Below are 14656 nucleotides of genomic sequence, written 5' to 3'. Positions count from 1 at the left end.
GTCAATGAGCCGTCGGCGCATGGCCGCCAGCGGCCTCGCGCAGGCGCCGCTGCAACGTGGGCCAATCGACCTTGCCCTGATGGCCGAGCACCTGCAGGCGCGGCAGGCCGCTGCCCTCGACGATGGTGTAGCCGTCTTCTTCGGTGGCCAGGCCACCCATCAGGCAAACCCCGTCCTGCAGCGTGCAGGCCAGGCCGGCGCGTTTGTAGCTGAAGTTCTTGAACAGCTTCAGCATCGCGCCCTGCAGGCCGCTGGCCACGCCGCCCCCGCTCAGCAGCACGAGGTTGTTCACCGCGCGCTGGCTGATGCGTCCGCCGTCATCGGCCAGCAACGACGCCCTGAAGGCGACGGGACTCCAGTCCAGCAGGCGCAGGTCGTCGACGACGCCATGCAGTCGGCCGGTCATGCCGCCGATGTCGAAAACGCCGGTGAACGCCGCCAGGTCGAGTTGGTCCAGCTTGAAATCGCCGGCCAGCACCGGCGCGTCGCCGAACGGTTGCTGCAGCGAAAGCCGGGTGGCCGTCACGGTACCGCCGAACACGTTCGCCGCGAAGCCGCCGTCCAGTTCGAGGCGGTCGCCGGCCCAGCGCAGCGACGGAACCGCGCCGCTCAGCGTGCCGGGGATGGCCGGCCAGTCCAGCGCACGGCTGAAGCTGGCCATGTCCACGCCGGTGACGACGAGGTCGGCGGTGAGGCGCTGGCCCTGCGCCGCCGCTGGTCGCCAGTCCAGGCTGGCCAGCCGCAACTCGCCCTTCAGCACCGCCACCGCGAACGGCTGCGACAGGGAAAGGCTGCCGCCGCGGTCCTGCCAGCGCGATGTCGCGGCAGCCACCGGTATCCGGTAGAACTGCAGTCCTTGCCAGGCCAGGGTGGTGGCCGGGCGGTCGCTACGCGCCGACCAGTCCAGGCCGCCGCGCAGGCCGTTCACCGCGAAACGCCCGCCGCCATCGGAAAGATCGAGTCCGTCGGTGTCGAACGCGAAGGCATGCAGGCCGTCGTTGCGCCAGTCGACGCTGCCGTTGACGCGCCCGGCGATACGCGCGTCGCGCAGGCCCAGCGCGGCCAGCCAGGCCTGGCCGTAGCGCTGGCTGACCAGCGGGAAATTCGCCCGGAAGCGATCCAGTTGCAGCTTCTGCAGCGTGCCCTTGGCATCGAACGCGATCGCGCCGTCGAAGCGCAGCGCGTCGGCGTCGTCGACGTGCAGCTTCTGCAGTTCGACCGCGCCTTGCCGAGCATGCACGTCCACTTCCAGTTGCACCGGGTGCGCGGGCAGCTTCGCGTAGAGCGATCCCAGCAGCAGCTCGCCGCCCTCCAGGTTGCCCTGCACGCTGAGCCGGCCGCCGTCCCCGTCGCTGTCGAAACCGAAGCGGCCCTTGCCGGCCACGCCCTGCCCCGCCATGGTGCCGCCGGGCGTGTCGAAACCCACGCCAGCCAGCGTGAACCGGCCGGACGACTGCATGCCCGTGTCGCCCACGTCCAGCGCGAGGTCGGCGTCCACGCGGCCCCCGGTGAGTCGCGCGGACCCCGCGCGTCCCAACAGCCCCTGCAGCCAGCCCGTCGGCAGCTGGCGCAGGCTGACCTGGGCGTGGCTGGGTTGATCCAGCGGCAGCCATGCACTGGCTTGCGCCTTGTCCTGCCGCAGCTCGACCTGCATGGTGTCGGCGCCGGGATTCACCACCCAGGTCACCTGCGCGTCGGCCAGCGCGCCACCGGGCGCACCGCGCAATTGCACGCGGCCGTCGAACACCCAGCGCAACTGCGCATCACGCTGCAGGCGGCCGTCCAGGTGCAGGCCCACGTGGCGCCAGCCCATCGCGGCGACGTCCGCCTGGCCGGCCTGCAACTGCAGATGCAGGCCACCGGCCGGATCCTCGGCGAGTTGCGCGTCCACGTCCTGCAGTTGCAGGCCCGGCAGGTCGACCTGCTTCGCGCTGACCGTGACATCGGCACGTGCCGTCGGCGGCAGGCCGAGGCCGAGGCCGAGCAGCAGGAAGAAGCACAACAGCAGGTGGCTTGAAGTCGCACGCATGTCCGTCCATTCTGCCAAACAACTGCTGAACCTAGGAGGCGGCCATGCCGGCCCAACCCGCCGATCCCCCGCCGCGCGTGCTGGTGGCCGACGACGATGCGCCCAGCCGCCGCTTCCTGTGCGACGGCCTGCATTCGCTGGGAGCCGCGACCTGCGAATGCGCCGACGGCATGCAGGCCCTGCAACTGGCCCGCGGCCAGGCCTTCGACCTGCTCCTGCTGGATTGCCGCATGCCGGGCGCCGGCGCACGCGAGGTGCTGGCTGCGCTGCAGGCCGATGGCGGCGCTTCCGCCGGCAGCCTGGCCATCGCCAGTTCCGCCGAGCTGGATGCCGGCGAGCAACGCGAGCTGCTGGCGATCGGCTTCCGCGGCGTGTTGCGCAAGCCTTGCGGCATCGCCGAGCTGCAGCGCCTGCTGGCCCTGCTGCCCGGTGCCATTCCCGTGCTGGACGACGAGGCGGCGCTGCGCGCCAGCGGCGATGCCGCCACCCTGCGGGCGCTGCGCGGCCTGCTGCGCGACGAACTGACCCAGTTGCTCCGGGAGTTGTGCCAGCCGGGCCGCGATGACGCGGCGCTCGACGACCGGCTGCATCGGTTGCGCTCGGCCTGCGGCTTCTGCGGCGCACCCGCGCTGGCGGCCGAGGCGGAACGCCTGCAGCAGCAACTTCGCGAAGCTCCTCGCACCGCCCTGCCGGCTATCGCGCAGTTCCAGGCCACCCTGCAGGCCACGCTGCAGGCGTTGGGCACCTGAGCGTTCCTTCAACGCTGCGGCTGCACGCCCGCCAGCACCCGCCAGGCCCGCAATTCGCCGCCGCCGAGGTGGTAGCGGATCACCTCGCGCATCAGCTGGCGCAGGGCCGCCATGCCCGTGCGATCGGGCATGCGGTCGTCGGCCAGCGCCAGCAGGTCGGCGCCGCGCACGGCATGCGGCGCGCCGGCGGTGCAACGCAGCGCACCCTGCTCCACGTCGTAGCGGTAATGCGCCTGCGCCTGCAGCAGTCCGTCGCCATCGGCCTCCTGCCGCAGTTGCAGTCCGTAGCCGATGGCTTCCAGCAGGTCGCGCTCGAAACGGCGCAGCGTCCAGGCCACCGGTTCGCTAGCGGCCAGCCGCGCCAGCGTCCGCGCGTAGGCATCGAACAACACCGGCTGCGCGTCCTGCCTTGCGGTGAGCCGCACCACCAGTTCGTTGAGGTAGAGCCCGGCAAGGCCGTGCTCGCCAGCCAGCCGCAATGGCATGCCCACCACTTCGGCACCGGCCAGCGTGGCCAGTTCGCCGCGCAACAGCAGGTCCAGCGCCAGCGCCTGGAACGGTTCCAGTTGCGCGCGGCGCAGGCGCGCGCGTTCGCCGCGCACCCCGCGCGCGACCACGCCCAGCCGGCCGTGGTCGCGGGTCAGGCATTCGAGCAGCAGCGACGTCTCGCGGTAGGGCCGCGCGTGCAGCACGTAGGCAGGTTGCTGGTCGAGGCGCATGGGTAAAAGCCGGGATTCGGGATACGGGATTGGGGATTCGGAAGAGCCAGGGTGTCGCGAGGTCCTGCTTTACCGAATCCCCAATCCCGAATCCCGGCTCTCAATCGGTGTAACCGAACTTCTTCAGCATGGCCTCGTCGTCCACCCAGCCTTCGCGCACCTTCACCCACAGCTTGAGGAAGACCTTGCGCTCGAACAGGCGCTCCATGTGGCGACGCGCCGCCGTGCCGATGGCCTTGAGCTGGGCGCCGCCCTGGCCGATCACGATGGCCTTCTGGCCGTCGCGCTCCACCCAGATCACCGCATGGATTTCGGCGACACCGTCGGGACGATCGTTGAATTGCTCGATCTCGACCGTGGTGGCGTAGGGCAGTTCCTGGTCGAGGCGCAGCATCAATTGTTCGCGCACCATCTCGGCGGCGAGGAAACGCTCGCTGCGGTCGGTGACCTCGTCTTCGCCATACACCGGCGCGCTCACCGGCAGGCGGGCGAGGATGGCACGCTCCAGCTCGGCCAGACCCTTCTTCTTCAGCGCGCTGACGTAGTGGATCTCGTCATAGGCGTGCTTCTCGCTCAGCATGGCCACGAACGGCAGCAGCGCCCCCTTGTCCTTGCTGAGGTCCACCTTGTTGATGACCAGGAAGCGCGGCACCTTCTGTTCGGTGAGCGCGGCGTACAAGGCCTCGTCCTCGTCGGTCCAGCGGCCCGCCTCGATCACCTGCACCACCAGATCGACGTCGCTGATCGCCGCGCGCGCGGCCCGGTTGAGGCTGCGGTTCATCGCGCGCTTGGCGCCACGATGCAGGCCCGGCGTATCGACGTACAGGATCTGCCCCGCCTCGCTGCTGGCGATGCCGAGGATGCGGTGGCGCGTGGTCTGCGGGCGCGGGCTGACGATCGAGAGGCGGAAACCGATCAACGCGTTGAGCAAGGTCGACTTGCCCACGTTCGGGCGGCCGGCCAGCGCGACCAGGCCGCAGCGGTAGTCGTCGTGCGGCAGCGCGCCGTCGGCGCCGGATTCGAGGGAGTGGTCCATGGGATGGCGAATGCTCTGGGGAATGCGGGGCATTGTAGTGCGCCCGACGGCAGCCGACGCGGCATGCGCCGGGCAGTTCAGGCGTCGCGCGCCTGCGCGGCCAGCCGGGCCAGCACGATCTCCGCGGCATCCTGCTCGGCCTGGCGCCGACTGGAGCCGCTGGCCTCGGCGCTGTGCGGCTGCGGTTCGCTCACCGTGCAGCGCACGTCGAAGATCTTGGCGTGGTCCTCGCCGTGGCTGTCGATCAGCTCGTACTGCGGCAAGGCATGGCCATGGCCCTGCAGCCATTCCTGCAGGCGGGTCTTGGCATCCTTGGAGGATCGCGGCAACGCGACGATGCGCCCGCCGAACAGCCCGCGCACCACCTGCCGGCAGGCATCGAGGCCGCCGTCGAGGAAAACCGCCGCCAGCGAAGCCTCGAACGCGTCGGCAAGGATGGAGTCGCGACGGAAACCGCCGCTCTTCAGCTCGCCGGGGCCGAGCTTCAGGGCATCGCCCAGCTCGAGTTCGCGCGCGATCTCCGCCAACGCCTGGCCGTTGACCAGTTGCGCGCGCAGGCGCGACAGCTCGCCTTCGCTGGCCTTGGGATGCGCCTCGTACAGCATCTCGGCGACGAAGGCGCCCAGCAGCGCATCGCCGAGGAATTCCATGCGCTCGTTGTTCGGCTTGCCGACGCTGCGATGGGTCAGCGCCAGCGCGGCGAGCGAGGGATCGCGGAAACGGTAGTTCAGTGCCAAGCGTCGCGGCTCACTCGTTCACGTTGCCCTGCAACTGCGCGCTCTTCTGGAAGTGCAGCAGGAAGTCGATGTTGTACATGAACGGGACGTCCTTGTCGTAGGTCACGTTCAGCGTGTTGGTACCGCCGGCGTTGCGGCTGATCGTGATATCGGTGGGCGCGATGGTCTTGTCGTCGACGTACTGCATGCTGAACTTGTACATCAGGTTGCGGCGGATCTCGTCCAGCGACTTGCCGCTGACGCCTTCGCTGGCGACACCGTTCACGGCCTTCGCCACGCCCATGTATTCGCTGTAGGCCGGCACCAGCTTCATCGCCATGAAGCCGAAGAAGCCCACCACCAGCAGGATCACCAGGAACCCGATCAGGGTCACGCCCGACTGTTTCGTTTTCATAGTCCCCTCGCCATGCGGCCGTTCCGGCCGGTTGTGGATGCGTGCGACGGCCGCACACCCCATGCGACCGCCCGTGCCGATTATGCCAGCGGCCGCGCGGCATGCGCTGGCGGCCGCATCACATCAATGGATGATCGTGCCGATGCGATGGAAGTCCACGCCGCCGGTACCCCAGCCCTTCCAGCTCATCCAGATCATGAAGGCCTTGCCCGCCAGGTTCTGCTCCGGCAGGCAGCCCCACCAGCGGCTGTCGGTGCTGTTGTTGCGGTTGTCGCCCATCACCAGGTAGCAACCCGGCGGCACCCTGGACGGCACCACCGCGTTCGGGATCGAGTTGGGCGTGGTGTAGGCCGGCATGCGCGCGATGGTGTGGTTGACCACCTTGCCGTCCTCGCGCACCAGGTGCTCGGTCCAGATCGTGGCGCCCATGTCCAGCATCACGCGGTCCTCGTCGCGCTGCGGGTTGCCCACGAAGGGCCCGATCTCGTCGGCCTGCACCGGCTTCCCGTTGATCAGCAGGTCGGAGCCCTGGGCCTCGATCGTGTCGCCGGGCAGGCCGATCACGCGCTTGATCCAGTTCTGGTTCTGCACCGGCAGCATCGTGCCCGGGCAGCTCTGCTCCGGGCCGGTCGCCGGCGAACCATTGCCTTCGTCGCCCCCGACGCGGGTCAGCGTTCCATCCGGCCGGCGGCACAGGTAACCCGGGAAGCGGAACACCACCACGTCGCCGCGCTTCGGCTCGCCGAGGTCGAGGAACTTGGTGTTGAACGCCGGCAGGCGCAGGCCGTAGGCGAACTTGTTGACCAGGATGAAATCGCCCACGTCCAGCGTCGGCATCATCGAGCCGGAGGGGATGCGGAACGGCTCGGCCACGAAGGAACGCAGCACCAGCACCACCAGCACCACCGGGAACAGCGAGCGTGCCCAGTCCACCGCCACCGGATCGACGTATTCATTGCCCGCCGCGTCCAGCCGTGCCTTGCGCTTCTTGTAGAAAAACAGCCGATCCAGTCCCCACACCACGCCGAACAGCACGGTGAGGGCCAGCAGGATGGCGGAAAAGTCGAATTCCATGGGGGCTCCTTACGGAGCCGGGATTCGGGATTCGGGATTCGGGATTCGGAGGGCGAGCTCGTCGCTTTTCCGAATCCCGAATCCCGTCTCCCCCATCCCGGCCTTTATTTGTCTGTCCGCAGCACGGCGAGGAAGGCTTCCTGCGGAATCTCCACCCGACCGACCTGTTTCATGCGCTTCTTGCCTTCTTTCTGCTTTTCCAGGAGTTTCTTCTTGCGGCTGACGTCGCCGCCGTAGCACTTGGCCAGCACGTTCTTGCGCAGCGCCTTGACCGTGGAGCGCGCGATGATCTGCGCGCCGATCGCCGCCTGGATCGCCACGTCGAACTGCTGGCGCGGGATCAGGTCCTTCATGCGCTCCACCAGCTCGCGGCCGCGGCGGTCCGCATGCGTGCGATGCACGATCAGCGACAGCGCATCCACGCGGTCGCCGTTGATCAGCACGTCGACACGCACGAACGGGCCGGCGTCGAAGCGCTCGAAGTGGTAGTCCATCGAGGCGTAGCCGCGCGACACCGACTTCAGGCGGTCGAAGAAGTCCAGCACCACCTCGGCCAGCGGCAGCTCGTAGGTGATCTGCACCTGGGTGGCGAGGTACTGGATCGAGCGCTGCACGCCGCGCTTCTCCTGGCACAGCGTGACGATGTTGCCGATGTAGGCCTCCGGAGTGAGGATGCTGGCCACGATGATCGGCTCGCGGATCTCGTCGATCTGCGGCACCGGCGGCAGCTTGGCCGGGTTGTCCAGCGCCAGCACCGTGCCGTCGGTCCTCAGCACCTCGTACACCACGGTGGGCGCGGTGGTGATGAGGTTGAGGTCGTACTCGCGTTCCAGGCGCTCCTGCACGATCTCCATGTGCAGCATGCCGAGGAAGCCGCAGCGGAAGCCGAAGCCCATCGCCTCGGAGGATTCCGGCTCGAAGAACAGCGCGGCGTCGTTGAGGCGCAGCTTGTCCAGCGCCTCGCGCATCGCCGGGAAGTCGTCGGCGGACACCGGGAACAGGCCGGCGAACACGCGCGGCTGCATGGTCTGGAAACCGGGCAGCGGCTCGGCAGCCGGCTTGCCGGCATGGGTCAGCGTGTCGCCCACCGGTGCGCCGTGCACGTCCTTGATCGAGGCGTTGATCCAGCCCACCTCGCCCGCCGAGAGTTTTTCCAGCTTCTTGCGCTTGGGCGTGAACACGCCCACGTCGTCCACCTCGTGCACGCGGCCGGTGGACATCACCAGCAGCTTGTCGCCGGGCTTGATCTCGCCCTGCATCACGCGCACCAGCGACACCACGCCGAGGTAGTTGTCGAACCACGAGTCGATGATCAGCGCCTGCAGCTTGTCGGTGTCGCGCGGCTTCGGTGGCGGGATGCGCGCCACGATGGCCTCCAGCACCTCGACCACGTTGAGGCCGGTCTTGGCGCTGATCGCCACCGCGTCGGTGGCATCGATGCCGATCACCGCCTCGATCTCGCCCTTCACCTTGTCGATGTCGGCGGTGGGCAGGTCAATCTTGTTGAGCACGGGCACCACTTCCAGACCCATCTCCACCGCGGTGTAGCAGTTGGCGACGGACTGCGCCTCCACGCCCTGCGCGGCGTCAACCACCAGCAACGCGCCTTCGCAAGCGGCCAGCGAACGGCTTACCTCGTAGCTGAAGTCCACGTGGCCGGGGGTGTCGATGAAGTTGAGCTGGTAGGTCTTGCCGTCGCGCGCCTTGTACGGCAGCGACACCGACTGCGCCTTGATGGTGATGCCGCGCTCGCGCTCGATCGGGTTGTTGTCCAGTACCTGCGCTTCCATCTCGCGGTCGGCAAGGCCACCGCAGATCTGGATGATGCGGTCGGCCAGCGTGGACTTGCCGTGGTCGATGTGGGCGATGATGGAGAAGTTGCGGATCAGTTCCATGGAACGCGGACAGCCAGCCTTGCCTTGGGGATGCCGCCGGTGTGGCGACATGAACCCCGTATTGTCGCATGGAACCGCGGCGGCGCGAGGCGCGGCAGCCAATCAGGCTGCCGCGCCCGCCCCCGTCACTTGTCGCCCGGCACGGTCAGGCCGATGAAGCCGTTCTGGCCATTGCGGCGCACCAGCAACAGCACCGTGGAACCGGCCTTCACGCCCCTGGTGGCGGCACGGAACGCCTCCACGCTGCCCACCGGCTGCTGGTTCACCATCAGGATCACGTCGCCCGGCTGCAGCCCGGCCTGCGCTGCCAGGTCGCCGGTGACATCGCCCACCGACACGCCCTGCCCGGGCTTCAGGCCGGCCTGCTTGCGCGTGGCATCGTCCAGCGGCTGCACGGTGATGCCCAGCATGCTGGAACCGCTGCTGGCCTGGCCTGGCGCGGCGCCCACACTGTCCACCGAATCCTTGTCGCGCGCCATCGCGCCGACGGCAACCTGCACGGTCTTCCTGCTGCCATTGCGCAGGATCTCCAGCGGCACCTGCGTGCCCGGCTTGGTCGTGGCGACCAAGGGCGGCAGATCGGCAGGATCGTGGATGGCATGGCCGTCGTAGCCGAGGATGATGTCGCCGTTCTGGATGCCGGCCTTCTCGGCGGCGCTGCCGGGCGTGACGTCCGCCACCGCCGCACCGGAGGCATCCGGCAACTTGTAGGCCTTCTCCATGTCGTCGCTCACCGCCGATACCTGCACGCCGAGCTGGCCGCGCGTCACGTATCCCTTGGTCTTGAGCTGGTCCACCGCGTTCATCGCCACGTCGATGGGGATGGAGAACGCCACGCCCTGGTAACCGCCGGTGCCGGAATAGATCTGCGAGTTGATGCCCACCACCTGGCCCTGCAGGTTGAACAGCGGGCCGCCGGAATTGCCGCGGTTGATCGGCACGTCGGTCTGGATGAACGAGGTATAGGGCTGATCGTCCTTGCCCAGGTTGCGGCCCACCGCGCTGACGATGCCCTGGGTCACGGTGTAGTCGAAGCCGAACGGCGAACCGATCGCCAGTACCCACTGGCCGGGCTTGAGGCTGCGCGAATCACCGATGCTCACCGTGGGCAGGCTGCCGCCCGCACTGACCTTGAGCAGGGCGATATCGTAAGTGGCGTCGGTGCCCACCACCTTGGCGTCGAGGATGCGCCGGTCCTGCAGGCGCACGACCACCTTGTCCGCATCGGCAACCACGTGATTGTTGGTGAGGATGTAGCCGTCGCCGGAAATGATGAAGCCCGACCCCAGCGAGGTATGCGCCTGCTCCGCCGGCGACGGCATCATCGGCATGCCGAAGAAACGGCGAAAGATCTCGGCCTGCGGATCGTCCGGCATGCCGCCCTGCCCCTGCCGGCCACGCAGGCCGGGCTTGTCGTGACCGTCGTACTTCGCCTCCACCTGCACCACGGCGGGCGCGTTCTTCTGCACGATGCCGGTGAAGTCCGGCAGCGAGGCCGCGGCAGGCACGGACTGCGCCTGCACGCCGGGTACGGCAAGAGCCGTACCGGCCAAGGCGCAACACACCAGCAGACCCAGGCGCGCGTTGCGCACAATGGACGAATTCATGACGTCTCCTTGTATGGCCAAGCGAGGGAACGGACACGCTCCGCCCCGGCCCGGGAGGGCCGGATGCGGGCGGGATGGAGGGAAACGGGGGACCGCGGGGCGTACACGCGGCCCTGCCTACCGGTTGCTGGTGGCGTCCCTGCGCGGAGCATCCGGCACTGGCTGCTGCGCCGGGTCGAGCAGGATCAGGTAGCTGCCATCGTGGTTGTCCAGCGTACGGTAACGCTGTACCTGGAACGGCGAAGCACCGCGGCCATAGGCCGAGAAATCGGCATTGGCCGGCGCACCCAGGGTCGCCGAAGCCTGCTGGCTGAGCAGGCCCGGCGCCTTGCCGCTCAGCCATTGCGGCACCGCCGCCACTTCGGCCTGCGGTGCCACGCTGGGTGCATTGCGTACCGGTACGCCCGTCGTGGCCTGCGCCGTCTGCGCGGCAGCATGCCGCCCGGCATTGCCGGTGGGCTGGGAAACCATCAGCGCCGCGGCGGCCACGCTGGCGGCGATGGCGCCACCGGTCGACCAGCGCAACCAGCGATGGTGGCGTGGCGCGGCGACCGCGACACTCACGGTCTCCTGCTCGATGGCCAGCATCACCCGCGCCGAGAAACCGGATCCCGCCAGTGGCGGCAACTGCCGGCGCAAGCCATCGCGGGCCAGGTGGTAGCTCACCCAGGTGCGTTGCAGCTCGACGTCATGGTCGAGCCGCCGCAGCAGGAAGCGCAGTTCCTCGTGCGCCAACTCGCCATCGATGCCGGCCGAGAGGTGTTCACGTGCGTGCTGGTCAGGCTGGTTCATGTCGGTTCCTCGCGTCCCGTCAGCAACGGGCGCAATTTCTCGTCGATCGCCTCGCGGGCCCGGAAGATGCGCGAACGCACCGTACCAATGGGACAGCCCATCTGCTCGGCGATTTCCTCGTAACTCAGGCCATCCACCTCGCGCAGCGTGATGGCCACCCGGAGTTCCTCGGGCAGGGCTTGGACAGTGGAAAACACCGAATGTTCAATTTCCTGACGCATCAATTCGCGTTCGGGGGTGGCGCTGTCGTGCATGCGCTCGGCGCCGCTCAGGAACACGGCGTCCTCGACGTCGATGTCGTCGGTGGGCGGGCGTCGTCCCATCGCCACCAGGTGGTTCTTGGCGGTGTTCACCGCGATCTTGTAGAGCCAGGTGTAGAACGCGCTGTCGCCGCGGAACGAACCGATCGCACGCCAGGCGCGGATGAAGGTCTCCTGCGCAATGTCCTCGCTCTCGGCGTGGCTTTTCACGTAGCGCGACACCAGTCCCACCACCTTGTGCTGGTACTTGCGCACCAGCAGGTCGAAGGCGCGCTTGTCGCCACCCTGGACGCGTTCGACCAGTGCCCGGTCCAGTTCGTTTTCGCCCGTGCGGGCCGTTTCCGTCGTCAATGCCATGTCCCGCCGCGGAGCCTGTGCCAGATCGAGCGCGCAGTCAGACAGGAATCAAGCGCGCAAGTTCAGCGTCAGCGCGAAGTCTAGCGGTTCCATTCTGACGCCTGGCTAGCATGGGGACGGCAGGCGGCCCGCTCAAGCCGGCACGGCGACCGGCAGGCCCAGTTGCTGCTGACGCTCGGCCAGCAGGCGTTCGAAGGACACCACCGGCAGCGGCCGGCAGAACAAGTAGCCCTGCAGTTCGTCGCAACCCTGCTCGCGCAGGAAGGCGAGGTGCGCCTCGGTTTCCACGCCCTCGGCGACCACGGTGCGCTTGAGCCGGTGCGCCATCTCGATGGTGGCGCGCACGATGGCCTCGTCGTCGGGATCCACGCCGATGTTGCGCACGAAGCTCTGGTCCACCTTGATGCGGTCGGCCGGCAGCTTGCGCAGGTAGTCCAGCGAGGCGGCGCCGGTGCCGAAGTCGTCGATGGCGATGCCGCAGCCCATGCGGTGCAGCGCCTGCAGGTTCTCCACCAGGTTCGGCGCGGCCTTGATGCTGATGCTTTCGGTGACCTCCAGCTCCAGCAGGGTGGGATCGAGGCCGGTTTCCTGCAGCGCGCGGAACACCGTGGCCGGCAGCTTGGGCTCCATCAGCTGCAGCGCGGACAGGTTCACGCCCAGGCGCAGGCGCAGGCCATAGCGCTGCTCCCACTCCTGGGCCTGGCGGCAGGCCGTGCGCAGCACCCATTCGCCGATGGGCACGATCAGCCCGGTCTCCTCGGCCAGCGGCACGAACACCGCGGGACTGATCGGCCCCAGCTCGGGATGCTCCCAGCGCAGCAGCGCCTCCATCCCCACGATGTCTTCGCTGCCGGTGTCCACCTGCGGCTGGTAGACCAGGCGCAGCTCGCCGTTGCCCAGGGCATGGCGCAGGCGCGAGCGCAGCGCCATGCCGTGTTCGCGCGCGTACTCCGGGCTCACCTCGTAGATGCGGTAGGCGTTGCGCCCCTGGTGCTTGGCCGCGTACATCGCCTCGTCGGCGTGCTTGAGCAGGGTTTCCGCGTCGGGCGCGTCGTCGGGGAAGAAGCTCACGCCGATCGACACCGCGACCTGCAGGTACACGCCATTCTCCAGTTGCAGCGGCTCGGCGACCGTCTGCAGGATCTTCTCGGCGATGCGCTGCACGTCGTCGCTCTTCACGATGTGGCGCACCACGATGGTGAACTCGTCGCCGGCATAGCGCGCCACCGTGTCGGAGGCGCGCACGCTGCCGCGCAGGCGGCGGGTGACTTCCTGCAGCACCTGGTCGCCGGCGGCGTGGCCGTGGGTGTCGTTGACCACCTTGAAGTGGTCGAGGTCCACGAACAGCACGGCGAAGCATTCGCCGTTGCGCACCGCCTCGCGCAGGATGGACTCCAGCCGGTCGCCGAACAGCAGCCGGTTCGGCAGGCCGGTGAGCGCGTCGATCAGGCCTTCGGCACGCCCCTGCTCGCGGGTCAGGCCCAGCTCCAGCCCCTGCGCGAAACGCGCGGCCGCGCAGCGCAGCAACGGCTCGACGATGGCCATGTCGCCGAAGCCGCGCCGGGTGCCGGCCAGCATCGCGCCCAGCACCACGCGGCGCTCGTCCTGCAACGGGATGCCCACGAAGCCGGACAGCTCAAGCAGCGGCAGCAGCGGATCGTCCGGCACCCGCTGTTGCGCATCGCTGCGGCAAAACACCGGCTCGCCGGCCAGCACGTGTTGCAGCAACGCCTGCGACTCGGCCGCCGGCCAGGCCGGCTCGGTACCGTTCCACAGCTGCAGCAGCGGCGCCAGGAACTCGCCGCCGTCGTTGCGCAGCGGCCACACCGCGAAGTAGTCCAGCGCCATCTCGTCGAACAGCAGCCGCGCGGTGGCGTCGCGGGTGGCGCCGCCGCCACTGGTGGCGAAGATGCGCGCCAACAGGGCCAGCGCCTTCTCCGCCGCCCCGGGGGCGGGCGCGGGACGCGCCGCCGGTGCCGCGGGCGGCTGTTGCTTCCAGCGCATCAACAGCTCCGTTTCGATCTGCGCGGCATGCAGCCAACCGGCGACGTCGTCGGGCAACTGCGCCGGCTGCAACGATGCGCTCTCGTCCAGCACGACCAGCAAGGGCGCCCCCTCGCAGGCTTTCAGGGTGCGCAGTTGCTCGCAGCACTGGCGCGCCTGCACCGCGTCGTCGCCGAGCACGGCCACCATCAGGTCGAGTGGCTGGCGCCCCTCCAGCACGATCGCTGCATGCTGCGCATCGCGTGCGCTGTGGATGTGCCGGCAGCCGGCCTGGTCGAACACGTCGAACAGGCGGCGGCGCAAGTCGCGCCGCCCGGCAAGGACGAGGATGCCCTCGCTCATGTCAGTCCACTCACCCAGCGGCCATCGCGCAGGCGCAGGCGCGGCGGCGCCTCGGGCTCGCCGTCGATGCACGCGATCTGGCCGCCCAACTGCTCGACCAGGGCCTTCGGCGCGTTGAGCAGCACCACGCGGCGCAGGTGCCCGGTGGTGGCGCGCGCCAGTTGCCGCAACAGGGTGAGGTCGGTCGCGGCCAGCGGCAACTCCAGCTCCTGCAGCAGGTAGATGCCGAAATGCATGCTCTGCTGCATGTAGCGCAGGGCCTGGCCGAGGCGTTGTGCGTCGGGTACGCGCGCATAGGCGTCGCGCAGGCTCGACAGGCCTTGCCCGGGCTGCCACAGGTACACTGCCTGCCCGCTGTGCCGGGCGATGCCGCGGAACTGTTCCAGCAAGGCCGCGCCATCCCGGCTGCGCACGGCCACCACCCCGGCCGGCGCGGCCAGGATGCGCTCGAATACGTCATGTCCGGAAGACGGCATGGGCATGCGCATCAACGAAGTCATCGCGGCTCCCTGGGTCATTCGGCGCCGGCAACCGGCGCCGCCATGCATTCTCCACGGTTTGCATCCATTCTGGGCACTGGTCGGCACCGCGAATGGCGAACCGCTTCACATTCGGAGGGCGCATCTCGCATTCCACCACACGGAACGGTATGGTTCGGGTT

Annotated in this window: 13 protein-coding genes; 1 reads left to right on the top strand and 12 read right to left on the bottom strand. The window is 68.8% G+C overall.

Translation table 11 applies throughout. From position 1 onward, the window contains the following. Position 1: 1 nt before the first annotated feature. The gene (locus IHE47_RS12110) at positions 2-2029 is read right to left on the bottom strand and encodes a hypothetical protein (RefSeq protein WP_192106151.1); all 2028 of its coding nucleotides are present in this window, start codon (positions 2027-2029) and stop codon (positions 2-4) included. Positions 2030-2073: 44 nt separating this feature from the next. On the opposite strand from IHE47_RS12110, the gene IHE47_RS12105 reads away from it, so the two are divergent. After that, a complete protein-coding gene (locus IHE47_RS12105; RefSeq protein WP_192106150.1) occupies positions 2074-2778 on the top strand; it encodes a response regulator in 705 nt (234 codons plus the stop codon). Between the two features lie 8 nt (positions 2779-2786). On the opposite strand, the gene recO is transcribed toward IHE47_RS12105, so the two are convergent. The 11 genes from recO to IHE47_RS12050 all read right to left on the bottom strand — a co-directional run bounded on the left by recO (position 2787) and on the right by IHE47_RS12050 (position 14495). After that, positions 2787-3497: a DNA repair protein RecO gene (recO, locus tag IHE47_RS12100; RefSeq protein WP_192106149.1), complete on the bottom strand. Its 711-nt coding sequence runs from the start codon at positions 3495-3497 to the stop codon at positions 2787-2789. 100 nt (positions 3498-3597) lie between these two features. Continuing rightward, a complete protein-coding gene (era, locus tag IHE47_RS12095) occupies positions 3598-4533 on the bottom strand; it encodes a GTPase Era (RefSeq protein WP_192106148.1) in 936 nt (311 codons plus the stop codon). 77 nt (positions 4534-4610) lie between these two features. Continuing rightward, positions 4611-5270 (bottom strand): ribonuclease III, encoded by a 660-nt coding sequence (rnc, locus tag IHE47_RS12090; RefSeq protein WP_192106147.1) that lies wholly within the window; start codon positions 5268-5270, stop codon positions 4611-4613. Between the two features lie 10 nt (positions 5271-5280). Then, entirely contained in the window at positions 5281-5664 is a 384-nt protein-coding gene (locus IHE47_RS12085) for a DUF4845 domain-containing protein (RefSeq protein ID WP_192106146.1), read from the bottom strand. A 123-nt stretch (positions 5665-5787) separates the two neighbouring features. Beyond that, positions 5788-6738: a signal peptidase I gene (gene lepB, locus IHE47_RS12080; RefSeq protein ID WP_192106145.1), complete on the bottom strand. Its 951-nt coding sequence runs from the start codon at positions 6736-6738 to the stop codon at positions 5788-5790. 104 nt (positions 6739-6842) lie between these two features. Then, positions 6843-8633 carry a translation elongation factor 4 gene (gene lepA / locus IHE47_RS12075; protein ID WP_192106144.1) on the bottom strand — a complete coding sequence of 597 codons (1791 nt, stop codon included), beginning with the start codon at positions 8631-8633 and terminating at the stop codon, positions 6843-6845. Positions 8634-8758: 125 nt separating this feature from the next. Next, complete coding sequence (locus tag IHE47_RS12070) at positions 8759-10240, bottom strand: Do family serine endopeptidase (protein WP_192106143.1); 1482 nt, start codon at positions 10238-10240, stop codon at positions 8759-8761. A 117-nt stretch (positions 10241-10357) separates the two neighbouring features. Continuing rightward, positions 10358-11032 (bottom strand): sigma-E factor negative regulatory protein, encoded by a 675-nt coding sequence (locus IHE47_RS12065; protein WP_192106142.1) that lies wholly within the window; start codon positions 11030-11032, stop codon positions 10358-10360. Beyond that, positions 11029-11649, bottom strand: coding sequence for an RNA polymerase sigma factor RpoE (gene rpoE / locus IHE47_RS12060; RefSeq protein WP_192106141.1), 621 nt, complete (start codon positions 11647-11649; stop codon positions 11029-11031). The genes IHE47_RS12065 and rpoE overlap by 4 nt, the downstream gene beginning before the upstream one ends. Positions 11650-11781: 132 nt before the next feature. Continuing rightward, positions 11782-13995 (bottom strand): bifunctional diguanylate cyclase/phosphodiesterase, encoded by a 2214-nt coding sequence (locus IHE47_RS12055; protein WP_192106140.1) that lies wholly within the window; start codon positions 13993-13995, stop codon positions 11782-11784. Further along, positions 13992-14495, bottom strand: a complete 504-nt coding sequence (locus IHE47_RS12050; RefSeq protein WP_192106139.1) for a hypothetical protein — start codon at positions 14493-14495, stop codon at positions 13992-13994. The genes IHE47_RS12055 and IHE47_RS12050 overlap by 4 nt, the downstream gene beginning before the upstream one ends. Between the last annotated feature and the right edge of the window lie 161 nt (positions 14496-14656).

The organism is Rhodanobacter sp. DHB23 (assembly GCF_014842975.1).
Classification (GTDB): domain Bacteria; phylum Pseudomonadota; class Gammaproteobacteria; order Xanthomonadales; family Rhodanobacteraceae; genus Rhodanobacter_A.
This window is presented reverse-complemented; position numbering and strand designations above follow the sequence as displayed.